This is a genomic window from Scytonema sp. PCC 10023 (assembly GCF_963920835.1).
Classification (GTDB): Bacteria; Cyanobacteriota; Cyanobacteriia; order Cyanobacteriales; family Nostocaceae; genus Kalymmatonema.
On record NZ_CAWUDP010000039.1, the window covers coordinates 23,599 to 49,458 of the forward strand.

At 43.9% G+C, this 25,860-nt stretch carries 25 protein-coding genes; 12 read left to right on the forward strand and 13 right to left on the reverse strand.

Annotation, left to right across the window (positions count from 1 at the left end; translation table 11 throughout):
- Positions 1 to 71: 71 nt before the first annotated feature.
- On the reverse strand, positions 72 to 1,586 hold the full coding sequence (locus ACM0OZ_RS22960) for a ferritin-like domain-containing protein (RefSeq protein ID WP_414585125.1): 1,515 nt from the start codon (positions 1,584 to 1,586) through the stop codon (positions 72 to 74).
- A 346-nt stretch (positions 1,587 to 1,932) separates the two neighbouring features.
- Positions 1,933 to 2,757 (reverse strand): SDR family NAD(P)-dependent oxidoreductase, encoded by an 825-nt coding sequence (locus ACM0OZ_RS22965; protein ID WP_414585126.1) that lies wholly within the window; start codon positions 2,755 to 2,757, stop codon positions 1,933 to 1,935.
- A 723-nt stretch (positions 2,758 to 3,480) separates the two neighbouring features.
- Here ACM0OZ_RS22965 and dhaK point away from each other — a divergent pair.
- From dhaK to ACM0OZ_RS22980, 3 genes are all read left to right on the forward strand, one after another.
- Positions 3,481 to 4,554, forward strand: coding sequence for a dihydroxyacetone kinase subunit DhaK (dhaK, locus tag ACM0OZ_RS22970; RefSeq protein WP_414585127.1), 1,074 nt, complete (start codon positions 3,481 to 3,483; stop codon positions 4,552 to 4,554).
- Between the two features lie 3 nt (positions 4,555 to 4,557).
- A complete protein-coding gene (gene dhaL, locus ACM0OZ_RS22975; RefSeq protein ID WP_414585128.1) occupies positions 4,558 to 5,193 on the forward strand; it encodes a dihydroxyacetone kinase subunit DhaL in 636 nt (211 codons plus the stop codon).
- Positions 5,194 to 5,623: 430 nt separating this feature from the next.
- The gene (locus tag ACM0OZ_RS22980) at positions 5,624 to 6,580 is read left to right on the forward strand and encodes an exosortase-dependent surface protein XDP2 (RefSeq protein ID WP_414585129.1); all 957 of its coding nucleotides are present in this window, start codon (positions 5,624 to 5,626) and stop codon (positions 6,578 to 6,580) included.
- Between the two features lie 83 nt (positions 6,581 to 6,663).
- Here the strand turns inward: ACM0OZ_RS22980 and ACM0OZ_RS22985 are convergent, their stop codons facing one another.
- Positions 6,664 to 6,876, reverse strand: a complete 213-nt coding sequence (locus tag ACM0OZ_RS22985) for a MarR family transcriptional regulator (protein WP_414585130.1) — start codon at positions 6,874 to 6,876, stop codon at positions 6,664 to 6,666.
- A 372-nt stretch (positions 6,877 to 7,248) separates the two neighbouring features.
- Between ACM0OZ_RS22985 and ACM0OZ_RS22990 the strand changes: the two genes are divergently transcribed.
- Positions 7,249 to 7,593, forward strand: a complete 345-nt coding sequence (locus ACM0OZ_RS22990) for a hypothetical protein (RefSeq protein ID WP_414585192.1) — start codon at positions 7,249 to 7,251, stop codon at positions 7,591 to 7,593.
- Here the strand turns inward: ACM0OZ_RS22990 and ACM0OZ_RS22995 are convergent.
- The 3 genes from ACM0OZ_RS22995 to ACM0OZ_RS23005 form a co-directional block, all read right to left on the reverse strand.
- On the reverse strand, positions 7,590 to 7,802 hold the full coding sequence (locus tag ACM0OZ_RS22995; RefSeq protein WP_414585131.1) for a transposase: 213 nt from the start codon (positions 7,800 to 7,802) through the stop codon (positions 7,590 to 7,592). The two genes, ACM0OZ_RS22990 and ACM0OZ_RS22995, sit on opposite strands and share 4 nt — an antisense overlap.
- Positions 7,803 to 7,933: 131 nt before the next feature.
- Positions 7,934 to 8,065: a hypothetical protein gene (locus ACM0OZ_RS23000; protein WP_414585132.1), complete on the reverse strand. Its 132-nt coding sequence runs from the start codon at positions 8,063 to 8,065 to the stop codon at positions 7,934 to 7,936.
- 319 nt (positions 8,066 to 8,384) lie between these two features.
- A complete protein-coding gene (locus ACM0OZ_RS23005; RefSeq protein WP_414585133.1) occupies positions 8,385 to 8,654 on the reverse strand; it encodes a helix-turn-helix domain-containing protein in 270 nt (89 codons plus the stop codon).
- Positions 8,655 to 8,739: 85 nt separating this feature from the next.
- Between ACM0OZ_RS23005 and ACM0OZ_RS23010 the strand changes: the two genes are divergently transcribed.
- Positions 8,740 to 9,645 (forward strand): RNA-guided endonuclease InsQ/TnpB family protein, encoded by a 906-nt coding sequence (locus ACM0OZ_RS23010; protein ID WP_414585134.1) that lies wholly within the window; start codon positions 8,740 to 8,742, stop codon positions 9,643 to 9,645.
- On the opposite strand, the gene ACM0OZ_RS23015 is transcribed toward ACM0OZ_RS23010, so the two are convergent.
- The 6 genes from ACM0OZ_RS23015 to ACM0OZ_RS23040 all read right to left on the reverse strand — a co-directional run bounded on the left by ACM0OZ_RS23015 (position 9,611) and on the right by ACM0OZ_RS23040 (position 16,105).
- Complete coding sequence (locus ACM0OZ_RS23015) at positions 9,611 to 10,363, reverse strand: MHYT domain-containing protein (RefSeq protein ID WP_414585135.1); 753 nt, start codon at positions 10,361 to 10,363, stop codon at positions 9,611 to 9,613. The two genes, ACM0OZ_RS23010 and ACM0OZ_RS23015, sit on opposite strands and share 35 nt — an antisense overlap.
- 496 nt (positions 10,364 to 10,859) lie before the next feature.
- Complete coding sequence (locus ACM0OZ_RS23020; protein ID WP_414585136.1) at positions 10,860 to 11,852, reverse strand: Rieske 2Fe-2S domain-containing protein; 993 nt, start codon at positions 11,850 to 11,852, stop codon at positions 10,860 to 10,862.
- A gap of 103 nt (positions 11,853 to 11,955) precedes the next feature.
- Positions 11,956 to 12,948 (reverse strand): Rieske 2Fe-2S domain-containing protein, encoded by a 993-nt coding sequence (locus tag ACM0OZ_RS23025; RefSeq protein WP_414585137.1) that lies wholly within the window; start codon positions 12,946 to 12,948, stop codon positions 11,956 to 11,958.
- Between the two features lie 102 nt (positions 12,949 to 13,050).
- Complete coding sequence (locus ACM0OZ_RS23030; RefSeq protein ID WP_414585138.1) at positions 13,051 to 14,040, reverse strand: Rieske 2Fe-2S domain-containing protein; 990 nt, start codon at positions 14,038 to 14,040, stop codon at positions 13,051 to 13,053.
- Between the two features lie 460 nt (positions 14,041 to 14,500).
- The gene (locus tag ACM0OZ_RS23035; protein WP_414585139.1) at positions 14,501 to 14,977 is read right to left on the reverse strand and encodes a hypothetical protein; all 477 of its coding nucleotides are present in this window, start codon (positions 14,975 to 14,977) and stop codon (positions 14,501 to 14,503) included.
- Between the two features lie 9 nt (positions 14,978 to 14,986).
- Positions 14,987 to 16,105, reverse strand: coding sequence for a hypothetical protein (locus ACM0OZ_RS23040; RefSeq protein WP_414585140.1), 1,119 nt, complete (start codon positions 16,103 to 16,105; stop codon positions 14,987 to 14,989).
- A 244-nt stretch (positions 16,106 to 16,349) separates the two neighbouring features.
- Between ACM0OZ_RS23040 and ACM0OZ_RS23045 the strand changes: the two genes are divergently transcribed.
- The 6 genes from ACM0OZ_RS23045 (at position 16,350) to ACM0OZ_RS23070 (ending at position 22,416) form a co-directional block, all read left to right on the forward strand.
- Positions 16,350 to 20,153 (forward strand): NACHT domain-containing protein, encoded by a 3,804-nt coding sequence (locus ACM0OZ_RS23045; RefSeq protein WP_414585141.1) that lies wholly within the window; start codon positions 16,350 to 16,352, stop codon positions 20,151 to 20,153.
- A 35-nt stretch (positions 20,154 to 20,188) separates the two neighbouring features.
- A complete protein-coding gene (locus ACM0OZ_RS23050) occupies positions 20,189 to 20,452 on the forward strand; it encodes an AbrB/MazE/SpoVT family DNA-binding domain-containing protein (protein ID WP_414585143.1) in 264 nt (87 codons plus the stop codon).
- Positions 20,439 to 20,828 carry a type II toxin-antitoxin system VapC family toxin gene (locus ACM0OZ_RS23055; RefSeq protein WP_414585145.1) on the forward strand — a complete coding sequence of 130 codons (390 nt, stop codon included), beginning with the start codon at positions 20,439 to 20,441 and terminating at the stop codon, positions 20,826 to 20,828. Before ACM0OZ_RS23050 ends, ACM0OZ_RS23055 begins: the two co-directional genes overlap by 14 nt.
- Positions 20,829 to 21,082: 254 nt before the next feature.
- A complete protein-coding gene (locus tag ACM0OZ_RS23060) occupies positions 21,083 to 21,313 on the forward strand; it encodes an antitoxin (protein WP_414585146.1) in 231 nt (76 codons plus the stop codon).
- Complete coding sequence (gene vapC / locus ACM0OZ_RS23065; protein WP_414585147.1) at positions 21,310 to 21,711, forward strand: type II toxin-antitoxin system tRNA(fMet)-specific endonuclease VapC; 402 nt, start codon at positions 21,310 to 21,312, stop codon at positions 21,709 to 21,711. The genes ACM0OZ_RS23060 and vapC overlap by 4 nt, the downstream gene beginning before the upstream one ends.
- Positions 21,712 to 22,152: 441 nt before the next feature.
- Positions 22,153 to 22,416: an AbrB/MazE/SpoVT family DNA-binding domain-containing protein gene (locus ACM0OZ_RS23070; RefSeq protein ID WP_414585149.1), complete on the forward strand. Its 264-nt coding sequence runs from the start codon at positions 22,153 to 22,155 to the stop codon at positions 22,414 to 22,416.
- 29 nt (positions 22,417 to 22,445) lie between these two features.
- Here the strand turns inward: ACM0OZ_RS23070 and ACM0OZ_RS23075 are convergent, their stop codons facing one another.
- Positions 22,446 to 23,075: a hypothetical protein gene (locus ACM0OZ_RS23075; RefSeq protein ID WP_414585150.1), complete on the reverse strand. Its 630-nt coding sequence runs from the start codon at positions 23,073 to 23,075 to the stop codon at positions 22,446 to 22,448.
- A gap of 198 nt (positions 23,076 to 23,273) precedes the next feature.
- Here ACM0OZ_RS23075 and ptsP point away from each other — a divergent pair, with 198 nt between their 5' ends.
- Entirely contained in the window at positions 23,274 to 25,826 is a 2,553-nt protein-coding gene (gene ptsP, locus ACM0OZ_RS23080; RefSeq protein ID WP_414585191.1) for a phosphoenolpyruvate--protein phosphotransferase, read from the forward strand.
- The last annotated feature ends 34 nt before the right edge of the window (positions 25,827 to 25,860 follow it).

Sequence of the window (25,860 nt, forward strand, 5' to 3'; positions counted from 1 at the left end):
TTTCAAGTTGGATTATGTTTGACCTTAAACATAAACTTTTGTGAACTGCTTACGATCCGAGGATGATCGCGTTACCTGGGGAAACTAGCTTCTTTCCATTTTTTGAAAAGCTCTTTTCTTTCCTCTGTCCAAGGTCCTTCTGGAAGCAAAGGCATACGGTTGTTGTTCACTACCCTAAGAACCTGATCTGCACGAGCCTTCACTTCGTCGTAATCATCAAGATTCATTTGAGAAAATGTTGATTTCATATGATCTACATCCATCGGCGAGAATAATTGTGAGATGCCGTTTGCCCAGGTTCCTCCATTTGGTTCGAGTGAAATAGTATGGGCTATCTTTTCCAGCGCCACCGACACATCCGTCAAGGCTTGCACTAAGTGAGGATAGGGTTGCGTTCTAGAGTCGCCAATGAGCGCATCACAAGCTACAGCAATTTCTTGCAGTCTTTCTTGGAAAAAGATCCACGCACTCTTGATCTGCGGGAGCAACTGAACATCTGCATAGACCTCAAAGCTGGGACCAGCGTTCGTGTTAGGATATTCCTTACCTGCAGGCAATTGGGTTATTGCTTGAGCCAACGGAGACAGACCAAAAGGCATGAGGTTAATGAACGCACTTTTGAGAATATAGAGCTGTTCCTCACTCTCGGAGGTACGCGCAAAGAAACGCATCAGTATTTGCAGCATGACCTCATAAAGTGCAGCGAATATCTCTACTACGTCCCGACTTAATGAATCGGTAATGATATTTGCACCTGGTGTTGTATTGTCTTGTTGAAGATCTAATAGTGGATTTTCAATGACTGGTCGAGCAGGTTGAAATTTGGGATCTTTCTCCAATTCTGCTAAATACTGTTCACGAATTTTTGTGAACTTTGCAAAATGATTGTCTTGTCGGTTTGTAGGAGATCCTTCGCCCTGTATGACGATAAGGTCAATCGCTTTTACTGCTGAATCCACGTCCGTGACTTGTATAATGTCTCGGAAAATCCCGCTTGCTTGGGCATTAGGTGGACCAATAAACAATTTTTCGCCGATAGTCTCAAAGCCTTGGCGAATCAGCCCGTAGAGTTCCCCAATAGTGTTGTACTCCAGTTTTTTGGGAAGCAGTGGTGCTGGTAGGGCTAAAAGCCTTAACATTTCTTGGTCTTCCTTGATTGTCTGGCAAAACTGATTCCAACGTTCTTTGTCCCCCTCATCTTGAAAATTGTTCGGTAATTCAAAACAAATATATCTGTCAAGTGTTGCTTGATTAAAAGGAGCTAGCTTGAATAAGAGGCTCAACGAAGTGTAAGTTTTAGCCTGCGGAAAATTTGCACGTCGAAAATATGGCGCTCCTCCAATCGCTGTCAGAAGGTTGCTAGCCAGTGCAAGATGTAGCATTTCCTCTACTGCGATTTCATTGATTGTGCTACGCCAGTTATTAATCTTATTTAATTGAGCTTGAGAAACTCCTTCATCTGTAAATTGCTTTAAACTGAAGGCAGTAAAAAGGTATTGGCAGGCAAGTGAATGTTCCAACTCTGCTGCCTGTGAGAGAAGATAAAGTAACTGTTCTCTTGTTTTGACTTGATTGTTTGAACTCATGGCATTTATCTCATATTTGAGTTAGCCTCATGCAATTGTTGTAAACTTACCTTTTAACTAAATTCGTCAAAAAGTGAGTTAAGCTTGGAACTTTCCTTGTACATCCTTAATAACTGTAAGCAAAATCAACTTATGCACTTTTGGGATAGAAATGGGAAATTACTAGACTTCTTGCAAAAATACGATTTATGAATTTTTGAATCACAGATGAACAACGGACACTTGCACGACTCGGGGAGAACCCCCAAGGGCGCAGTGTCCTCCAGATGAACACCGATATTTATCTGTGTAAATCTCGTGTCCATCTGTGGTTTAATTTCAAAAAATTTGAATGAGTGCAAGAGTTCTACTGAATCGATGCCCTAGCGTTTCTGAATCTAGGGTAGCGTGGTTGTCTGTTTTGCGACATCGGAGCCGCCATCAGTAAAACCTTTTCCAACAGCCAAGGAGCGATGCGGTTGCACCAAACAGCTAAATGACTTTGCCATCCTATCAAGATTTCTGGCGAATCCCTGCTTAGTCCGACAACAAGCGCCTGAGCAACTTTCTCGGCACTCGTGGGTAATACCCAGCGAAACCACTGTAATTCTCGCACCATATCAGTGTCGGTCAAAGATGGCAGCAAAGCTATGACTCGGATATTGTGTGCAGCTAGCTCGCCGCGCAGGGCTTGGGTGAACCCGACAATTGCAAACTTGGTGGCGCTATAAGTTGCCATTGTCGGTGCTGCCACCTTGCCCATCAAGCTGGAAACATTCACGATTGTCCCTGAGCCTTGTGTCACCATGCGTCGGGCAACGAGACGAGTCATGGTGTACATTCCGATTAAATTAACGGATATTTCTGCCTCGACATTTGACAGTCGAGAGTTTAAAAAAGGCGCTTGGTGGGCAACTCCAGCGCAATTAACGAGCAAATCAATTGGTCCGTGATCTCGCCAAGCTTGGGCGATCGCAATATTCACTTCTACAACTTCAGATAAATCCAAAGTCAAGGTGATGACTTCCACACCAAGCATCTGTATTTCCGTGGCGACTTCAGCTAACCGAACACTATCCCGTGCCACTAACAACAGCCGTTTGACTCCTTGTCTTGCTAATTCGATGGCGATCGCTCTTCCAATACCACGTGAGGCTCCAGTCACAAGAGCCGTTTTTCCTTGAATATTCATCACTAAAACCTCCAGAGTTGATGTCTCATCGTGCCAGCCCACCAGTGCCCAGTTGAAGGATTTTGCAACAAAGCCTGCATCCTGGGCGTGGAGTGAGACGAAAGAGACTCGTGATTGGGGTATAAATTGAACTAAACCGTTCGTAGTCAGAAATTTCTGAGAAATCTTGCTTGTTTTACCGCATTCTTGCAGAAAAACTTTGGGTATGTATTTAGTCAGACTTCAGGAAGATTTGAGTTGGACTGGCAATACGTAAGAATGAAGTAAGTAAGCAACCGTCTAAACTAATCCTCAGTGTAGAAGGAGCAATAAATTTAGATCTTGCACGCCCGCTTTAAAACCCTTATTTTCTGCCCCCTCCTCGCTTGCGGGGAGGGGGTTGGGGGGTGGGGTGCAAGATTTAAGTAAAGATATTTCAACCGTCTTGCCGGAAAATTGGTGTAAAGCAGTCGGAAAAATATCTTTGCTAACAATTCAAAGAATCAGTGACTTCAGTGAAAAGCCTAGATTTACGTAGAGCATGGATAACACCTCTTTTAGATACAAGTATCTACCAGAACCAACTGTACTTTGCATACACTAGCAAGGGGATCAACTACCTGCAATATTTATTAACAATATTTCTTAAGTTTTACTTAAGTTTACACATCTCTCAGAAACAACAAAGCAGCAAGGTGTTTTATTCTTGCTTTTAGGAACCTCTGAATAAAAAGTGACTTGACTATGAAAAAACTTATTAATAAATCAGAAGACTTTATTCACGAAAGTTTGCAAGGTATGGCAGCCGCTCATACGGATTTAATCAAAGTCCACTATGACCCTGCTTTTGTCTATCGAGCCGATGCACCCGTACAAGGAAAAGTAGCAATTATTTCAGGAGGGGGTAGCGGTCATGAACCGATGCATGCAGGCTTTGTAGGGATGGGAATGCTGGATGCTGCTTGTCCAGGAGAGGTTTTCACTTCTCCCACCCCTGACCAAATGCTGGAAGCTGCAAAGAGAGTTGATGGAGGTGCTGGTATCCTTTATATCGTCAAGAACTACAGCGGCGATATCATGAACTTTGAGATGGCAACGGAGTTAGCCCGTAGTGAAGGTATCCGGGTGCTAAGTATGTTAATTGATGACGATGTGGCGGTGAAGGACAGCTTGTATACACAAGGACGCCGGGGTGTGGGAACGACAGTGCTAGCAGAAAAAATCTGTGGTGCTGCGGCACAGCAAGGGTATGATTTGCAGCGAATAGCAGATTTGTGCCGTCGGGTGAATTTGAATGGACGTAGCTTGGGGATCGCACTGACTTCTTGCACAGTACCCGCCAAAGGAACGCCTACCTTTGAACTGGGAGATCAGGAAATAGAAATGGGGATCGGTATCCACGGTGAACCAGGACGCGATCGCATAACTATCAAATCAGCAGACGAAATTACAGAGACGCTGGCGTTATCGATTATTGAAGATGTGCCCTACACTCGTACAGTGCGGGAGTGGGATGAAGAAAAAGGGGAATGGGTGGATGTGGAATTGATTGATCCCGCTTTTGAAAAGGGAGATAAGCTGCTGGCTTTCGTCAACAGCATGGGTGGGACTCCAATTTCTGAACTTTATATTGTTTACCGCAAACTGGCTGAAATCTGCGAACAGAAGGGATTGCAAATTGTGCGAAACTTAATTGGTCCTTACATCACTTCTTTGGATATGCAAGGTTGTTCAATTACCCTGTTGAAGTTGGATGATGAGATGATTCGGTTATGGGATGCGCCTGTAAAGACACCAAGTCTGCGTTGGGGAGTTTAATGTATGGTGACAAAACAGCAGATATTGCAATGGTTGCAAACATTTGTAGCCGAGATAGAGCAGAATAAAGACTATTTGACAGAATTAGATGCGGCGATCGGGGATGCTGATCACGGGATCAATATGGATCGCGGTTTCAAAAAGGCGATCGCTCAGTTACCAACTGTTGCAGATAAGGATATCAGTAGCATTTTGAAAGCAGTCAGTATGACTTTGATTTCCTCAATAGGCGGTGCGAGTGGTCCTCTTTATGGCACTTTGTTTCTGCAAGCAAGTACGGCAGTAGCTGGTAAACAGGACTTGAATGAGCAGGATATGCTTGGGCTACTCCAAGCTGGATTAGATGGTGTGCTTGGGCGTGGCAAAGCACAACTTGGCGACAAAACGATGGTAGATGTTTTATCTCCTGCAGTAACAACTTTTCAACAAGCTGTGGCTGAGGGAAACAATACATTGCAAGCGATGCAACGAACTGTAGCAGCAGCAGAACAAGGAATGAAGGATACTACGCCGATGGTTGCCAAAAAAGGACGGGCTAGCTACTTGGGAGAACGCAGCGTGGGACATCAAGATCCAGGGGCAACTTCTTCCTATTTAATGTTGAAGAGTTTGTTGACAGTGTTGGAAAGTTTTAGTTGAACCAAAAGACTTCACCCTGATTTCTATTTCTCCTCAACCTAGAGTGATAAAAGATAGTTATTGACATAGATAAAAAGCTGTGGGATATTTCTACTCAAATACGGTAAATTGATAAATTTACAGTAATAACAAAGAAAGTTCCTTATAGGACTTACGCAAGAACTCTCTGAAACTCTTATTTCTTCGTGTCCTTTGCGTCCTTTGTGGTTCGTTTCTTCATCATTTTGCGTAAGTCCTGCCTTAGTTAAAGGTTTTCAGAAACTGAGAAGCTAATTTACCCAAAATGTGGAGAAGTTTAAAACTCCGCTTGTTGCAACAGGCGCGAAGCTGTACATGTTTGAGGCTGTGCGGCGGGTTTTGTTGTGCTTAGCAATCTGTCTGATTCAGTCAAGCAAGTTTATTTTCGGTGTCTATTTAAGGTGAAATGCTCTTGAAAACTATCTTTGCAAACGCGATCGCGTACTCGAAGGGAGCGCTTAGCGCAATCGCAACAACAGCTGCCTTTGTATCAATAGCTTCCCTAGTGACCACACTGCCTGCTATGGCAGCATCATTCACTCAGTTTTCGTTTAAAACTAATGTCACGGCTAGTCCGATTAACGATCCTACAGGTAATCTGTTAAATGACCCCACAAGAGATATCCGCCTGGACTCAGTGGTGTTTAATGGAAACACGATTAGCAACTTTGAGGTTGTCAAACAGGCAAAGATTCTCCAAAACGATACCTACACCCTCGACGATGGAAGTGTCCTGGGCGTACTCCATTCAGGACGAGGTCCCAATACCCCCCGCGACAACCTGCTTGGAGAAGGTCCCTCAAAACCCAACCCAACTGATCAAGACATTGTTAACAGTTTGGGCAACCTAAATCTGAATAGTATTCTGGTCACGCGTGAAAATGCAAATACAGCAAGTATCGAGGTCTCTTTCGAGAATCCCGTGAATACCTTCTTGTTCTGGGAGCGTGGTGGAACACCGGGTGGAGCAGTTGCAGGCGATAGCGATTTATTAGTTGAAGCGTTGGACGATAATAATGCAGTTGTAGCAAGTTACAAAATATTGAGGCAAAACTACACGAAAGCTGACTACAACATTAGTACTGAGGTCATTCCAGTTCTTAACAATGGACCTTTCAATATTGGGTCGCAAGGCATTAGGCTGGATGGAATTACCACGAAAACACTGCGATTAACTAGCTCTAACAATAATGGACTACTTAGTGGTGTTCCTAATGACAACGGACCTGATTTCAAGATTGTGGCAGCAAAAACAGTGGGCGAACCCACGACTATTGTGGGCGCGCTGGTAGTCGGCAGTTTGGGAGCCGTCCTAAAGCGTAAGAGAACAGTTGCAGGCTGCAAATCGCAAGCAACGCCTGATCTGTGAGAATTCTTTGCTGGGAAAGAATCCTCACAGTAGTTAAAGGCGGAAGCCCACGAGTATGTGGGTTCCTTAGTCACCCACATACGTCATGGGACGGCGTGGGAGGAAGCCGCAGGCACTTTTAAGTGCCGTCCCCATCTTTCAACTAATTCGCTAACACTGACCCCTTCAGATTCAGCTACTTGTTTTAAAGTATCCCAAGTAGAAGGAGTTAGCCAAATTGCTTTTCTAACCTTTGCTTCATCATAGAACAAAGGCTCGTTCCTCATTGCTTTCTTTTTAGGTCTTGGTGTTGACATTTTTTAGCTAGGTGGACTAACCTAATCATAGGTCGATAAAGAAAGATGAGTCAAGATGCAGGTTAGCTACCAGTACAAGTTGCGCCCTAAGCAAAGTCAATCAAAAGTCATGGATTCGTGGTTAGATATGCAGCGTAGTTTGTTCAATTGGTTTTTGGCTGACCGCATTGACGGCTATTATCAAACCTTTATCATGGGTGAGTATTGCGATATCAGAACAAAAACTGAGCGATACCCGTTAACATGTTCCTTAAGCAAAAACTCAAATCTGCATAATCCTTGGAAGAATCTAGACAAAAACGGAGTAATTAAAAAGCGCTCTTGCTCTTTAATGCAAGATGCTTATTTGGCAGAAATGAAGCAGGCTAGACCTTGGTACAAAGCAATCCACTCAAACGTGTTGCAGATCAGGGTAAGCGTCTTGACACGGCAATGGAAGGCTTCTTTAAACATGGTCGCGGATTTCCTTCATTTAAAAACAGGTCTAACTTTCGTTCTTTCCAGTACAAGCCAGGTGACGTTAAGCTCGATGGGAACAAAATATATCTGCCATCAATAGGGTGGATGCGTTTTTATAATTCTCGTCCTATTCCACAAGGATTCCAGATTCGTACCGTAACACTGCGTAAAAAAGCAGATGGGTGGTACACGAGTATATTAATTAGGGATGATTCAGTTCCTGATTATCCAACCCCAAAAGAAGTTATACCAATTTAATGTGAAGCTGCATAGAATAGAGGTTCCAATATAAAGTTGTAAGAAGAAACAGAAATTACCTGTTCAAATGTAAGTTTATCAAATATTTCTTGGATGCGAACGCCTAAATTTTGTAGAGAAGAAAAGAGTTCATTTTTCAGCGATTTTTTAATGAACTGCCATAGCCTTTCGATTGGGTTAAGTTCTGGAGAATGCGGTGGTTGAAGCAAAGGGATAAGATTTTCAGGGAGCGCGAATCGCGGAACTTATATGAGCGCTCGCTTGGTCAATCTGTAAAATTGCATAGTCGTCGCCTAATTGCACAAGATACCAGTCCAAAAACTGTTGAAAATATTCTCCATTAAGTTTTGGATAAACGTGAGCGAAAATGTTTTCCCGTCAAGGGAGCGATCGCGCCATAAATCCAAAAATTATCTCGTTGCCATTTAACGGATACAGTGGGCTTAACTCCAGCAGCAGTAATTACTTTCACTCTTTAAGTTTTTAGTCCAACCCTAGTTTCATCCTCACAGAGGTAGTGGACAGACTTCCCTTGTGCCAAAAGCTTTTCGAGACAGTTCAAAATCATACCAAGTTTTTTTTAAACTCAGATACCAACTCAACGCCAGTGCTTGTAGCTTTGAGGACGTGGTACTTTTAGTTTTGCTCCTAATTGATATCGAACTAATGCATAAACCGTTCCATACTCAATATCAAGTCCATGTTCTTTTTTCAACCACTCTACTATCGCACCATAGCTACTAAAGCCTTTTCCTGTTTTTAACTCAATATTGAGTGCGGCGAGCGCATCATCATTGATTTTCCGTTTTGCACAAGAGCGCTTTCTTAATTTCCAATAAGCCAGACAGCCCACCCGCTCTATACTTCTGTAACCATCTTGTCACTGTTGAAGTATCTCTAGCCAAGCGTTTACCTATTTCCTGTTGTTCCTTTACCTGCCCACTTTTGAGCCACCACAGCATCTGTAGTTTTTCTTTCTGGTTTCCCAAGTTGACTGTTTGTAGACGTTTTTTTAGTTCCTCTTCGCTCTCTACGATTTCAATCTTAAAAGGACGGCTCATGGGTATTTAAACTTCTCAAGTTTCCTTCTCTCCATTCTATGCAGCTTCATCTTAAATTGGTATTAATACTGTTGTGGGATTGGACATGGGATTGACTAAGCTTGTTCATTGCTCAGATGGTTCTGACTTTGACAATCCCCGCCCTAGTACCTCCAAGAAAGGTAAACGTACTTTAAAAATCAGGCAGCGACGCTTATCTAGGAAAAATATTGGTAGCGCTAATCGTAAGAAAGAAGCGCAAAAAGTTGCTAGGCTCCACAAAAAGTATGCTGACAAACGCACTGCCTACCAATGGCTAGTTGCCAGCAAGATAGTTAGAAAAGCTGACGCTATCAGCGTGGAAGACCTGAACATCAAAGGGATGAAAGCAAGGTGTAAGCCTAAGCCTGATGATGTTAAACAAGGTCGATTTCTCAAGAACGGTCAATCAGCTAAACGCGGTTTGAATCGTTCCATTTCAGATGCTTCATGGGCAACTTTGATAGAAAAAATTCAGTACGCAGCTGCGAAGTTGGGAAAAAGTTTTTTCAAGGTAGACCCAAAAAACACGAGCCGCACTTGCTCTAAATGCGGCGTCGTAGACGCTTTATCTCGTTTTGGAGAAAAGTTTGTTTGCACATCATGCGGATATGAAGCACACGCAGATAAGCAAGCCGCTATCAATATAAAAACCCGTGCCGTACAACAAAACGGGTTAGTAATCAAGAGAATGATAAAGGTACGCAGGGACTCTGCGGAACCCAAACAATTGACATTGTTTGAAACGCCCAACCCTGAATTAACAGGGATTAAAAGGAGACACCGTGCTAGAAATAGCTTTCCAAGGTGTGCCTGGGAACCCGCCAACTCAATTGAGTTTATGGGATATTGGAGACTTGGCTTAGTCTTCAAGAATCCCACACCTTCTAGGTGTGGGAGTGTCAATGTTATTTGTAGCCCTAAGTACATATATATAATTAAAAATCGCTGTACATTGGTATCAGTAGTGTAAGACTAAGAATAACTAGCGTAGCAATTCCAATGCCAACAGCCAACCAGGTTTGGGAACCTTCCATTCCCTGGTTTGCGGCTGCGACAGCAACGTTAGTTGGCGTGAAAGAGGCGGAAGCCATCCCAATATAGTGCATGGCGGAGATTGCACCTCCCATGACAAACGCACTCAAAATCTTGAGATATTTTCGGGTTTGACTGCTCTGTGTCCGCAGTTCAAACGCCATCCATAGCGATACAATCGATGCGCCAATGGCACTCGCAACAGACACCGTCAACAGCAACGGGTCATACTGGGTGCTTGCTTGCGTCCGCATCGCCGCCATACCAATGTAGTGCATGGACGCGATGCCAATGCCCATCAACACACCCCCAATCAGTAATTCCTGAATGTTTAAAACACGACGACTGGTCAGGAAAAGTGCGCCTCCGGAAGCAACGATCGCAGGCAGTGTCGAGAACACTACAGTCCACACATCGTAGGCGATCGGCATCGGTAAACTAAAAGCCAGCATGGCGACAAAGTGCATCGACCAGATACCGATTCCCATAGTAATTGCGCCACCAATCAACCAAGCAAGCCTGACCCTTCCGTAGGCTATAGTCACTCGTCCGGTAAGATTTAGGGCAGTGTACGAGGCGACTACCGCAATTAAGATAGATAGTGTTACTAAAGTCGGGTTATAGGTGCTACTTATAGCCACATCTGCTTGGTACATCGTTATCTACGAATTTCGTGTTTGTGTCGAGAGCGGCAGTCACTGCTGGCAGTGGATACCATTTGAGGAATTGTGGAGCTGGTAGACTTGTTGGGCTACCATGCGCCGCCCATGCGGATACGCTCAAGCACGGCTGCAGCTACTACTTTGCAAACAAGCGGACAGATAGCCGCACTATTTAGGCGGATCTGGGACAAAAAAATATTTAACACACGGTAAGATGCACACCGTTGTCACCCAATTGATTTAGGTGAGTGTAGTCAAAAAGCTTGATTTATAGGCTGATATTATATCACGTTGAAATTTAGTTTAAATTTAAAAAAATTAGTAATACCTAAGCGTAGTTTCTTTCCACTCGCCCTCCTCGTACCCTCTACCAACTCACCACCAACCGTCACCAAGCCTTCAGGAAAGCTTGGAGGGGTTTTAGTTTGTCATTGATGCGCTGCTTGTAATGCCAATACGGTTCGGTTAAGCGTTAAGCGCTATTGAAGTTCTAGATAGTGCCGAAGGTGACACCCTGTTGTTTAAGCCATTTACGATAAGCCACAGAGTAGCGATCGCTCGGCAGATGGACTTCTGCTTGCAAGTCCAAAGGCAGGCGTTTTGGTCGCTGCGATTCTACAACAGCATAGTCTTGACTTATAATTTGGTCTTGCATAGCTAGAAAAGCTGGATCTGGAATAGCATGCAGAAAGTTCTCAACGAGCCAGAACCACAAAACGCTCTCTTCTTCTTCTATTGCGGTAACCATGAAAAATAAGGTCATGCGACTCTCATCTTCTCCGCATCGGTAGATGTATCCAGTCAAGGGATGGCAGAGGTTGTACTGGTAAGTCGCAAATAACATCGATGCCAAGGGATCTTCCGAGTTTCGATCCAGTTCCCACATACCACATTTGAAACTTATACCATCTGGATGCGACTCTAAGTCATAATGCGTCAACTCCGGACGGCTGGAGTCAGCGAACATTCCTTTATGTACAAAGGCGAAGTGCGCTGGATCGATGAGGTTTTCAACGACACGTAGAGGACTAGAGTTGAAGTGGTAGGGACCGCACAAAATTTTGCGGAAGGAGGTGTCTTCCCAGTTTGGAAATGTAGGTATGTCATATTGCGGTGTTCCCAGACAAACCCACAGCAAATCGTAGCGCTCTTGAATTCGGTAAGTTCGGATACAAGCTCTTGCAGGAGGCGGTTGATCTGGGCTAGCTGGAACTAGCACACATTTCCCTTCGGTGTTATAGGCTAAACCGTGGTAAGAACAGACAAGATTATCTTTCTCCACCCATCCTAGGGAGAGGCGCGCTCCCCGATGAGGGCAAAAGTCCTGCCAAGCGAAGGCTTTGTCGCCATTGTGCCAAAGGACTATATCTTCACCTAGTAGACGCTTTTGTAGAACGGTTCCCGGTTGCAGGTCTTGCGAGTGTGCCAAGACATGCCAATTGTTTAGTAAAAACTGGTCTTGCACCATGAGGATTGCATCCATCAGCTTACAGGTTATGATTATTATCTTATTCAGTTAGTTTGTCATTGATACGCTGAGAGTGATGCCAATACGGTTCGGTTAAGCGTTAAGCGCTATTGAAGTTCTAGATGCTGCCGAAGGTGACACCCTGTTGTTTAAGCCACTTGCGGTAAGCGACAGAGTAGCGATCGCTCGGTAAATGGAATTCGGCTTGCAAGTCCAAGGGGAGGCGTCGTGGTCGTTGTGATTCTACAATGGAAATGTCTTGACTCATAATCTGGTCTTCCAAAGCTTGAAAAGCTGAATCAGGTATTTCATGCAGAAAGTTGTCAAGCAGCCAGTAGCAGAGAATGCACTCTTCCTGATCGACAGGGGTCACCATGAAAAATAGACTCAAACAGTTATCATCTTCTCCGCGTTGTTGGAAGTATCCAGTCAAGGGATGGCAGACGCGGTACTGGTAAGTGTTGAATAACATGGGTGCCGACGAATCTCCCGACTTTAGATCCAGTTCCCAAATACCAAATTTAAAAGTAATACCATCTGGATGCGACTCTAAGTCATAATGCGTTAACTCGGGACGGCTGGAGTCAGCGAACATTCCTTTATGCACAAAAGGAAAGTGGGCTGGATCGATGAGGTTTTCAATGACACGTAGAGGACTAGACTTGAAGTGGTAGGGACCGCACAAAATTTTGCGGAAGGACGAGTCTTCCCAGTCTGGACATCTAGGTATGTCATTTTGCGGTGTTCCTAGACAAACCCAAAGCAGACCGTAGCGCTCTTGAATGTGGTAAGTTCGGATACAAGCTCTTGCGGGGGGCGGCTGGTCTGGGCTAGCTGGAACTAGGACACATTTCCCTTCGGTGTTATACGCTAAACCGTGGTAAGGGCAAACAAGATTATCTTTCTCCACCCATCCCAGAGACAGGCGAGCTCCCCGATGAGGGCAAAAGTCCTGCCAAGCGAAGGCTTTGTCGCCATTATGCCAAAGAACTATGTCTTCACCTAGTAGACGCTTTTGTAGAATGGTTCCCGGTTGCAGGTCTTGCGAGTGTGCTATGACATGCCAATTATTTAGCAAAATTTGGTCTTGCACCATGAGGATTGCATCCATCAGCTTACAGGTTATGATTATTATCTTATTCAGTTAGTTTGTCATTGATACGCTGAGAGTGATGCCAATACGGTTCGGTTAAGCTTAAGCGCTATTGAAGTTCTAGATAGTGCCGAAGGTGACACCCTGTTGTTTAAGCCATTTACGATAAGCGACAGAGTAGCGATCGCTCGGCAGATGGACTTCTGCTTGCAAGTCCAAAGGCAGACGCCGTGGTCGCTGCGATTCTACAATGGCAAAATCTTGACTGACAATCTGGTCTTCCATAGCTAGAAGTGCTTGATCGCAAAGAGCACCGAGAAAATTCTCAACAAGCCAGAACCGGAGAACGGACTCTTCCTCTTCAACTGGAGTCACCATGAAAAATAGACTCAGGCAACTCTCATCTTGTGCGCGTCGTTGGAAGTATCCACTCAGGGGATGGCAAACTCGGTACTGCCAAGTACCAAATATCATCGATGCCGAGGGATCTCCCGACTTAAGATCCAGTTCCCAAATACCAAATTTAAAACTAATACCATCTGGATGCGACTCTAAGTCATAATGCGTTAACTCGGGACGGCTGGAGTCAGCGAACATTCCTTTATGCACAAAGGGGAAGTGAGCTGGGTCGATGAGGTTTTCAACGACACGTAGAGGACTAGATTTGAAGTGGTAGGGACCGCACAAAATTTTGCGAGAGGAGTCTTCCCAGTTTGGAAATGTAGGTATGTCATATTGTGGTGTTCCTAGACAGACCCAAAGCAGACCGTAGCGCTCTTGAATGTGGTAAGTTCGGATACAAGCTCTTGCGGGAGGCGGTTGATCTGGGCTAGCTGGAACTAGGACACATTTCCCTTCGGTGTTATAAGCTAAACCGTGGTAAGAACAGACAAGATTATCTTTCTCCACCCATCCCAGAGACAGGCGAGCTCCCCGGTGAGGGCAAAAGTCCTGCCAAGCGAAGGCTTTGTCGCCATTGTGCCAAATAACTATGTCTTCACCAAGTAGACGCTTTTGTAGAACGGTTCCCGGTTGCAGGTCTTGCGAGTGTGCTATGACATGCCAATTATTTAGCAAAAACTGGTCTTGCACCATGAGGATTGCACCCATCAGGTTAGAGGTTATGATAACTATCTTATTCAGTTAATATTTAACCACTTATACTAATTCTGTGAAAAGTTGCATAGAATCATTTCCAGACTCAGGATAGTTCCGTAAGTTTCATTTCATTATACAAACAGAGGCTGTTAGGATTTTTCATCACAAACTTCATCATCCGCCATGGCTAGACTGCTCAGGAAACACAGGGAATTCGATTTTAGATGGAGAAGGAGTGCCAATTACATTTGAGCGCGAACTGGACTTCTTCCCTCCCATACAAATGTTCTAAGTGGGCGAAAACCGTTTTTAATATTTGGCGGCAAGTGCGAACAGTTTTTGCAAACGGCGTCTTTTCTTTAGAACCAATCTGGTAGTCAGCAGCCTCTTGTAAAGTGGATATAAGCGAGGTGGGAATTTTCTGGACTAAAAGTTGGCACTCACAACGCTTCAAACTTTTCAATGAAATTATCTATTTTTTAATAGGTAATTGCACTGGTTGCGTAATATTACAATTGCATGATTTCAACTTGACAGATACAATCCCAATAGACGCTATTACGGTCAGGCAAGCAATTGCAAAAGCGGTTGCTACTAAGGGTATAGGGTCTTTACTCGAACCATGTTCGACAACACCTTGTTGTACTGGTTCAATAACAGGTATTGGTGTCTGCTCAATTGAGGTTTTTGGTGCAATACCTAAAACGTTTTCAACATAGTCTAGAGCAAGCATTAACGAATTTACATCAATATTGCTCCATGTTGTTTGACGAATTGATTTGTGAGTAATGTAAGCTTCGTATTCACCAGACACAGAGTCATAACAAAATTTCAGGTAATAATCATTTGGTAGCTTCACTCTGGGAATCTTGCAAATTTGTAACTCTTTAAGGTTTATTGGAAAGTTACGACTTTGGAGTAAGCTAACAATCTCATCTCTTGTGATCATTGATTCCGCTTACTTGCTTTTAGGAACACAGCGAACAAAAACATCTAGCGACTCATAGAGATAATTTCTCCCATACTTTTCGACTATATGAGAGTCTTGGGTAACATTGAATAACTCGTAAATAATGTTCTCACTAGCGTTTTCTTGGGCTTTTAGTCTTGCTATATCTAGCTTAATGTTTTTAACATTTTCTGATTTTTCATTATCAACTTTCTTCTTGATATCATCCCACCACTCTCCATTAGTGTTAGACAGATAATCTGTGATCAAGGGTTCAATGATCGCAAACTCATGAGGTTCAAAAAGATTCTTGGACTCGTCTTTTACTGGTCTTGCCCCACTGGTTGCTCTGAAAGTAGAACTGATCACATTTCTAAATTTAGCCACTAGCCAATTAATAAATAAGTAGAACTCTATTTTATAAGTGCGCTCTAACCAAGTTCTTAGGCTTATTTTACTAGATTCGTTTACAACTTCATTCCAGTACTCGTTGGTAATCTGGATAGCTGCTTTTCTCCATTCAGGGATAAGGAACGCGGTTTTGCCTAAGATCACCAAGTCTTTTTCTAAGATCTCTGTCATTCGACCAGCTAGCAACTCAGCTAAGTCCCCAAATTCTGTAGAGTCATTAACATTCGAGATATCATCACACTCCAAGTAGAAATCGATCATGGAGTCTGCACTAACTAAATGAACCTCATCATATTCGATGGTTTCAATGTTGCTCTGCTGCAATTTCTCACGGGTAACCTCTTGAGGTTTTCTACTATCATCTGATAATTCCAGTAGGATACTAACAATATCCTCTAAAACTAGCCTTCCATTTTTTCCATTTTTATCACAGTAAGCTCGAAATCTTAAGCCTTTATACGAGTACTCGCGACTAGTAAAGTCCACTCTTTTTCTCCAATGCACCAACAAAATTACTGATACTTGCATACTACCACTTTCAGAACGGAGTCTGTAGTTTTTCACTCTCCCTCCCATGAGCAAGAGTTTGCAGTTACGGAAAAAGTAGGTGTGACTATCGTATGGTAATGTAAAAAATAATTTAGGACTTACGCGCTGTACAAATTCATGATCGTGTGGATTAACGAAAATAAATCGTTTCAAGCTTTTCTCAATCATCTTTTCATAAGTAGCGAGCGCTTAAAAATCGTCGAAAAATCAAGCTCGAATGCCTGAAACCCATAGTCCATATTTGGTATTTCCTGGCGTAAGTTCTAATCAAGACCTGATAGCAATCAATTTTAGAGTGACGCGATATCGCTCTTTGATGAAATATTTGAGGGCTAGACAACAGGAAAAATACCAGGCGTTAACATAAGGGTAAGCAAGATACAAAATTTCCCTTTTATACAAAAAAGCCCCCGTGATACCGATTAATCTTGACTCGCTCATCAGCGCCATAACTGGTATTGCCAGCCCGATAATTAAAGAAAAGATTCAGCGTAATGAGACTGTCATCAAATTATTAAAGCAATTTAACCTTGATCCTGAGCATCCACCAGCAGATTTCAGCGGAGTGTACGCCTACGCTTTGGTAGAATACGGTGTAGGCAAACCCAAGCCATTCCTCGAACTTTTCCGACGAGAAGAAATAAAACAGGCTTTCCGTAAAGCATTAGACCACAACAATCCCTCAATTCTTCTTTCTGAGGTTGATGCTTTTCTCAATGGCTATGCCTTGGGCGATGAAATTAGAAATTTGGGAATTGATATTAGGCGAGAAGTTGCGGCATTTGCCACCGTCTTTATCGAAGTTGCCAAACGCAGCAGGACACCTGCTGATGTTTTGATGAACCAGCAGATAGGTTCCCTACATAAAAGGATAGCAGGTATCCAAGAACAGCTCGAAAGGCTGCCGACACTCGAAGGAATGAGAACAGAAATGGCGCGGTTGGCAGCACAAAGTGTAGAGACAAGAGGTAGCGCGTCTCTACAGGAAAAGAAATGTAGGGCGATCGCTCTCGCCCAGCAGATGCGCGGCTGGTTTGAAACGTTGGGCTACCGCTTTGAAAAGTATGAAGTTTGGGAAGACAATTATTTTGAGTGGATTATTGACATTCCCGCACGACGTAATCGATATGACCGCATTCTTGTGCGTGGGATTGAGGGAGAGGCGGGACTGGGTGATGTGATGGCTTTGCGTCAGTCGGTGGAGGCGCAAAGAACAGATGAAGGGTGGCTGGTGACGGCAAGGCGTATTTCACGGGCGGCGCGTGATGAAGTCGAGAAAGAGGAAAATCGCCACCTTGACTGTTATACTTTTGACGAACTGATAGATCAGGATGCTGACTTTAGCGGATATCTCGACTGGCTAGAGGCGGAAGTCAAACGCCGGGAAATTGACAAAAAGTATGTGCCGCTAGCTTGCACCAAAGAAGAATTTGACGCAGTTAGCAAGCGCCGGATAGGAGTCAGCCGTTACGATGAACGCGACGGCTGGATTGATGGCTACTTAGACTTGTGGTTAGATGACCCTGCTAAGGAGCATATCTCTATTTTAGGAGAGTTTGGCACTGGTAAAACTTGGTTTGCTTTCCACTATGCTTGGACTGCACTACAACGGTATCGGGATGCCCAAAAACGCGGCGTTGAACGTCCCCGCCTTCCTTTGATAATCACGCTGCGCGACTATGCCAAAGCACTGAATGTTGAGAACGTTTTGGCAGGTTTCTTTTTTACACAACACAATATTCGCTTAAACAGTGAGGTGTTTGACCAGCTTAACAGCATGGGTAAGTTGCTGCTGATTTTCGATGGCTTTGATGAAATGGCTGCCAAATGCGATCGGCAGCAAATGATAAACAACTTTTGGGAGTTGGCGAAAGTTGTCGTTCCCGGTGCTAAAGTTATCTTGACTTGTCGCACCGAACATTTTCCAGAAGCGAAAGAAGGACGTGCTTTGCTTAATGCGGAATTGCAAGCGTCTACCGCCAAGCTGACAGGTGAAACGCCCCAGTTTGAAGTGCTAGAACTGGAGAAATTCAACGACGAGCAAATCCGGCAGGTGTTGTCATTCCAAGCTGAATCTACCACAGTTGAGCAGGTGATGGGTAATCCACAACTGTTAGACTTGGCACGTCGTCCAGTGATGACCGAGTTAATTTTAGAAGCATTGCCAGATATTGAAGCAGGTAAGCCAGTGGATATGTCGCGGGTTTACTTGTATGCAGTGCGGCGCAAGATGGAACGGGATATAAAAGCAGAGCGTACTTTTACTTCTTTGGCGGATAAGCTCTACTTTTTATGTGAGTTGTCCTGGGAGATGCTGTCTACTGACCAGATGAGTTTAAATTATCGTCTTTTTCCTGACAGAATTCGTCGCTTATTCGGTGATGTTGTTCAGGAGGAGAAGGATTTAGACCACTGGCATTATGACATGATGGGGCAGACGATGCTCATCCGCAATGCCGATGGTGATTATACTCCGGCGCATCGTTCGCTGTTAGAGTTTTTTGTGGCTTATAAGTTTGCGGCTGAGTTGGGTGTGTTGGCTGATGATTTTATTGAATTGGCGCAGGGGCAGTTGCATATAAATAAGGATGCTGCGCCAGTTGATTACACTTGGTCATCTTATTTTCGTCGGCAGGTGGATAAAGCGGGGGGGATTTTGTCAAGTGCCCCATTGAAGAGATTTGCAAGTGAGTCGTTGGAGAAGTTGAGAGAGACTTTTGGGAAAGCGCCTTTGACGAAGGCGGTGATGGATTTGCTTTTGCCAATGCTTGACCTAACCCCCCTAACCCCCCTTCCCTACGTTCGCGCAGCGTCTCGAAGAGAGGGAAAGGGGGAAAACTCCCTTCTCCTTGCAGGAGAGGGGCTGGGGGAGAGGTCACACAAATCGCCGCTGCTAGAAATCCTACAAGCGACACGTAGCAAAACAGAAGCTGAAGTGGGTTATGTTGGGGGAAATGCGGCGACGCTGCTTGTGAAGGTTGATAAAGCAGCTTTGGAAGGGAAAGACCTCAGCCGTGCTGTGATTAAAGGTGCTAATTTTAGTAATGCTAGCCTGCGCCGTGTCAATTTTGCTGAGACAAATTTGGCTGACTCTGTTTTTACTAAAGCATTAGGTAGCGTTCGCTCAGTGGCATTTAGCACAGATGGCAGACTGTTAGCTACAGGTGATTATAAGGGTGTAGTTCACTTGTGGGAAGCTGCAAGTGGGAGAGAACTTTTGACCTTTAAAAAGCATACTTATGGGGTAAATTCAGTCGCCTTCAGCCCAGATGGGAAAACGCTTGCCAGTGGTTATATTGACCGAACAGTTCGGCTGTGGGATATCAACAGTGATGAATCCCTCAACACTTTGCACGGGCACAGCAATTGGGTTTGTTCAGTTGCCTTCAGCCCAGATGGGAAAACACTCACCAGTACTGATGACCAAAGGATTCGGCTGTGGGATATCAACAGTGGGAAATGTCGCAATATTTTGCACGGGCACAGCAGTACGATTCGTTCAGTCGCTTTCAGCCCAGATGGGAAAATGCTTGCTAGTGGTAGTGATGACCAAACAGTTCGGCTGTGGGATATTAACACTGGGCAATGCCTCAACATTTTGCACGGGCACAGCAATTGGGTTTGTTTACTCGCCTTCAGTGCGGATGGGAAAATAATTGCCAGTGGTAGTGATGACCGAACAGTTCGGCTGTGGGATATTAACACTGGGGAATGCCTCAACACTTTGCACGGGCACAGCAGTACGATTCGTTCAGTCGCCTTCAGCCCAGATGGAAAAATAATTGCCAGTGGTAGTGATGACCGAACACTTCGGCTGTGGGATGTCAACACTGGGGAATGCCTCAACACTTTGCACGGGCACAGCTATTGGGTTCGTTCAGTCGCCTTCAGCCCAGATGGGAAAATAATTGCCAGTGGTAGTGCTGACCGAACACTTCGGCTGTGGAATATCAATACTGGTGAATGCCTCAACACTTTGCACGGGCACAGTAGTGCGATATATTTAGTCGCCTTCAGTCCAGATGGGAAAATAATTGCTAGTGGTAGCGAAGATGGCACGATTAAGCTTTGGGATGTAAAGACAGGTAAGTGTCTCAAAACACTGAGAGCAGATAGACCCTACGAAGGCATCAATATTACGGGTGTTACTGGTTTATCGGAAGCCGAAAAAGCTACGCTCAAAGCACTAGGCGCAGTGGAAGAAGGGGAAATGTAAAATTAAAAATACCAGATAAGCAAACCTTCCCACAAATGGAAATAACAAAAGTATCAAACTCTGGACAAGTAATTATTCCCGAACAGTTACGAAAATCTCATGGCTGGGAAGCTGGTCAGGAGTTGATTGTAATTGATACAGGTGATGGAATTCTTCTCAAGCCTAAAAAACCTTTTGCAGAAACCACATTAAATGAAGTTGCAGGTTGCTTAAAATATCAAGGCACACCAAAATCCTTAGATGATATGGATGATGCTATCCGTCAAGATGTAGAGGAATCATGGCATGGTGGCAGTTGATACTAACATAATTGTGCGTCTATTAACTCAAGATGACGAAGCTCAGTATCAAAAAAGTCTAGAAATTTTCCAGACACAAACGATTTTTATCCCAGATACTGTGATTTTAGAAACGGAATGGGTGCTGAGGTTTGCCTATAAGTTCAAACCAGTTGAAATATGTGCAGCCTTAAGAAAACTTTTTGGTTTGCCAAATGTTAATGTGAATAATGCTAGCCTGGTTTCTCAAGCACTACAATGGCATGAAACTGGTTTAGATTTTGCCGATGCATTTCATCTAGCTCAAAGTCAAAACTATGCTGAGTTTTACACCTTTGATGAGAAGTTTATGAAAAAAGCTAAGGGAATAACTAGCTGTGAAGTCAAACTACCTTGAGCATGGTAAGTAGGTGTGAGTTTATAGCTAATCGGTGCGATGGAGAGACTCAGTAACCACCAGAGAGCGATCGCCTAAAGCACAATTCATAAAAGGGCGATCGCCTAGCCGTAGCAGTGCCTTGTCTTCGCAATCGCTTGACTTCTAAAAACGCTTACGCCTCTATATAGCTATAATATTGCACAAAGAAATGGAGTGAACTTTGCCAATATTCATGACAGTTCAAGAAATCAATAAAACAGAGAGTTTCAAATATGGATACTGCTAAATTATTGACAAATGGTGAGAATCAGACCGTAGTATTACCCAAGGAATTTCAGTTTCAAGGGAATGAAGTTTATATAAAAAAAATAGGTAATGCTGTTGTCTTAATTTCAAAAGAAAATCCTTGGCAAACTTTGTTTGACGCAACTGAACTCTTTTCTGAGGACTTTATGGAAACCAGAGAACAGCCTAATTTAGAAGTTAGAGAGGCTTTTGAATGAGATTTTTGCTGGATACCAATACATGTATCTACATTATTAAAAGGAAGCCACCTAAAGTATTCGATAAATTTCAGACACTAGAGATATTTGATGTCGGTATTTCCTCTATTACTGTTGCAGAACTTGAGTATGGTGTTTACAAAAGCCAACGTCAACAGCAAAATCAGGCAGCACTCAGTCAGTTTTTAATTCCTCTGGAAATTATTCCCTTTGACGCAAGTGCGACACAAACATATGGAAGAATTCGAGCGGAGTTAGAACGACAAGGTATTGTCATTGGGTCAATGGATATGCTAATAGCATCCCAGGCAATCAGTCTTGGGCTAATTTTAGTGACTAATAATGTCAGAGAATTTTCTCGGATTCCAGGTTTAGTCTTGGAAAATTGGGTGGATTAGTCAATATGTACGTCATAAGCTGGTGTTACGGGTATAACCAAAGCAAAGAAAGCCACGCTTAAAGCTTTAGGCGCAGTCGAGTTATAGAAATGTGGAAGTAGGAAAAGTAGGAAGAGAAAAAGAGCGATCGCCTGACTTCCAAAAACGCTTACGCCTCTATATAGCTATAATATTGCACAAATAAATTGAGTGAATGCCAACATTCATGAATTCGTGGTCAATTGAGAGTTTAAGTTTAAACGCAGAGGGGCGCAGAGTATAGCGCAAAGGAACGCAAAGTTTGTTTTTTGTCTATTCGCTACGAACTTAGGCAAAGCTGTACTTAGTTCATAATCAAACGAAGATGGGAAGTGGACAGATGCAGCGATCGCCTCTGTTTGACTGTTCCTCATTAAATCCTTACATTAAAGTAAGAAATTATTTTAAAAGTAAGGATATTTTATGTCTATCGCCACAATTACCAGCAAAGGTCAGACAACTATCCCCAAAGAAATTCGAGAGAAACTTAACTTACGTCCGGGCGACCGCATTAATTTCATTATTGAACCAGACGGCAAAGTCTACATTCAGCCGCTGAATATTCAAGTTGAAGAATTGTCTGGTATTCTCTATAAACCAGGAAGGAAAGCAGTCTCTATCGAGGAAATGAATCAAGCAATTGAACAATCTGGTGGTAGTTTGTTCATTAATCACGGTTACACTTAAAGTTACAACGTGACACTCTTGGTGCTTTTTTAATTATTTCCTTTCAAAGCTGCCACTAAAATTCGCATGACTTGCTCCAAATCTTCGGGAACCCGATAGCTATTAATCCCCTGTTCAAAATGCTTTGTGTTGCGGTCGAGCCTACCGAACTGCCATATTGTACCTGTAGAAACAACGCCAATTAAAATTGGCTGTTGGTCAAGTGTAGTCGAACCTGACCACTGATCTAGTGCCACTAATTCGGCGACTAACTGCGTAAAACCTCGCGTCAAATCCTCGTATTTTGCCTCAATGACTAATAATTGATTGACGGATTTTACCCGCAGTAAATAATCTAAATTACCCTGAAGCCAATTAGAAACCTTCAAATTATATTCAATTCGTAATTCTGCCTGTGTGTAATGAATTAACTCCGTCACCACCCGCGAGATGAGAATTTCTCGTCTTGCAAGTTCGTTAGTCAACGGTACAAATGGTAGTACCTCCTCAATGCGATCGCGTAATTCTCCCAAGCGGTCAAGTTCATCAGGAAACTCAGGTAAATTGAGCGTTTTTCGAGTTAAACTATAGCCAAATTCTTGAGCGAGTTCACTAGCTTCAAAGCCAAGCTCAAAGTATCGGCTGAAAGTATAACTTTGATTGGAGTCAAGAATTGACATACTTAAAGCTGCACATGACATTTTTCTTATATCACGGATAGATTAGCAGTGCTTTAGCTAATAACAGTGCGTTACACTTCGTTACGCATCCTACGCCTGTGCGTTACACTTCGTTAACACACCCTACGCCTATGAGCAACTAACAGCATAAAGTAAGTGAGTGAGCAATCGCTTTTCAACAAAGTTGATGGTGTGGTCGTGGTCGGAATTGTCATTGTCTCTCACAGCAAAAAGCTTGCAGAAGGAGTCCGGGAACTGGCAGCACAGATGGTTCAGGGCAAAGTCCCCCTGGCTGTTGCTGCTGGAATTGACGATCCAGAAAACCCGCTAGGTACAGATGCTATGCAGGTTTATCAGGCGATCGCCTCTATTTACAGTGATGAAGGTGTTATCGTCTTAATGGATCTCGGCAGCGCCGTTATGAGTGCGGAAATGGCGCTAGAGTTTCTTCCAGAAGAACTACGCGATAAAGTGCATCTGTGTGAAGCACCACTTGTTGAAGGTGCGATCGCAGCTGCTGTAGCCGCAGCTGCTGGTAGTCATATTCAACAGGTTATAGCTGAAGCACGGGGAGCATTGGTAGCCAAAGCGACTCAATTAGGTGTAGCCCATAACCTCACCCCCAACCCCTCTCCGCAAGCGGAGAGGGGGGCACACACTGACGGCGTAAGGTCTTCCGACGAACCGCAGACAAAAGAAATACACTTGGTAATCCGTAATAAATTGGGATTACACGCCCGTCCAGCAGCGAAATTTGTCGCAACGGCAGCCCGTTTTCAATCCCAAATAAAAGTTCGGAATATCACTAAAGGTACTGAAGCTGTACGCGCTGATAGTATCAATCAAGTATCCACCTTGGGTGTGCGTCAAGGACACGAACTGGCTATTACTGCGACTGGTTCTGATGCAGATGAAGCACTGGCAGCATTGCAAACATTGGTTGAAACCAACTTTGGCGAAGTTTTGCCGGATGTGGAGACACAAAGACGCTCAGACACGCAGATACATATCCCATCTTCGCATCACTTTCTCCAAGGCATTCCTGCTTCCAACGGAGTGGCGATCGCACCCGTTTTTCTGTATCGTCCTACTCCGATTGATATTCAGCAATACCACGTAGATGATGTTGAGGCAGAGTGGCAACGTTTACAGGTAGCCATTCAAATTGCTCACGAGGAAATTGAAGCTGTATTCTCACAAGCATCTATTCAAATTGGAGACGCTGAAGCTGCTATCTTTGATGCCCATCTGCTATTTTTAGAAGACCCTGTGGTACTAGAAGCAGTTCAGCAACGCATCTTTGAACAACATTATAATGCTGAAGCTGCTTGGCAAGCGGTTGTCGATGAGTTGGCTAATAATTACCGTAGTATTGAAGATTCTTACTTACAAGAGCGAGTCGCTGATGTCGTAGACGTGGGACAGCGAGTATTACGACTACTGACTAGATTTCAATCCCACATCAGAATTTCAGATGATAGCCATATCAATTTTCATTTCTCCGAGCCAGCGATTTTGATTGCAACTGACCTAAGTCCTTCTGATACAGCTAGGCTAGATCCAGCAAAAGTCCTGGGAATTTGTACGACATCTGGCAGTGCTATTTCCCACAGCGCTATTATCGCCCGGAGATTAGGTATTCCTGCGATAGTTGGCTTACCACCAGAAATATTGCAAGTAGCAGATAATACCCGATTAGCGCTTGATGGTGAGAGTGGCAGAGTCTGGATAGAACCAGAACCACATATCCAAACAGCACTTGAGGCAAAGCGAGATGCACAGCAAGTTGCTTATCAGCAAGCACTGGCAACGGCGTTCAGTCCAGCAATCAGTCGTGATCAAAAACGAATCAGTGTATTCGCTAATATTGGAAGTATATCTGATACTCAAGCCGCCTTGAGTTTAGGTGCAGAAGGCGTAGGATTGTTCCGCACTGAGTTCCTTTATCTGGAAAGAACAACACCGCCAACGGAAGAAGAGCAACTAGCAGTTTATCAAAGTATTGCCCAACTTCTTAATACCCGTCCATTGATCATCCGCACTTTAGATGTGGGAGGCGATAAACCAATTCCTTATCTGAATTTTCCCCACGAAACCAATCCTTTTTTGGGGTGGCGCGGAATTCGTTTTTGTCTCAATAATCCTGATATCTTCAAAACTCAGTTGCGGGCAATTTTAAAAGCCAGTCTCGGACACCAAATTAAAATCATGTTTCCGATGATTGCTACTGTGCGAGAAATACAAGCAGCCAAAGCAATACTAAAAGAAGTACAAGCTGAACTGGGTCAAGCTGGTATCTCTTTTGATGAAAATATGGAAGTGGGTATTATGGTAGAGACACCCTCGGCGGTTGTCCTTGCTGACAAGTTAGCGGCTGAGGTAGACTTTTTCAGTCTTGGTACCAATGACCTCAGCCAGTATGTCATGGCGGCAGATCGTACGCATCCACGAGTCGCAACTTTGGTAGATGCATTGCATCCGGCTGTGTTACGCATGATTCAGCAAACTGTCCAAGCTGCACATCAAGCGGGTATTTGGGTAGGGTTATGTGGGGAAGTGGCAGCAGATCCTTTAGCAGCACCGATTTTACTGGGGTTAGGATTAGATGAGGTGAGTCTGAATCCGCAAGCTATTCCTGGATTTAAGCAGGCGATCGCCCAATTAACAATGGCACAAGCAGAGACAATTGTTGCATCAGCTATGGATCAAGATTCTGCGGCTGATGTCAGAGAATTAGTCAGAAAATTATGAATCGTGAAACTTAAATTATTTGTCGTCTTATCAG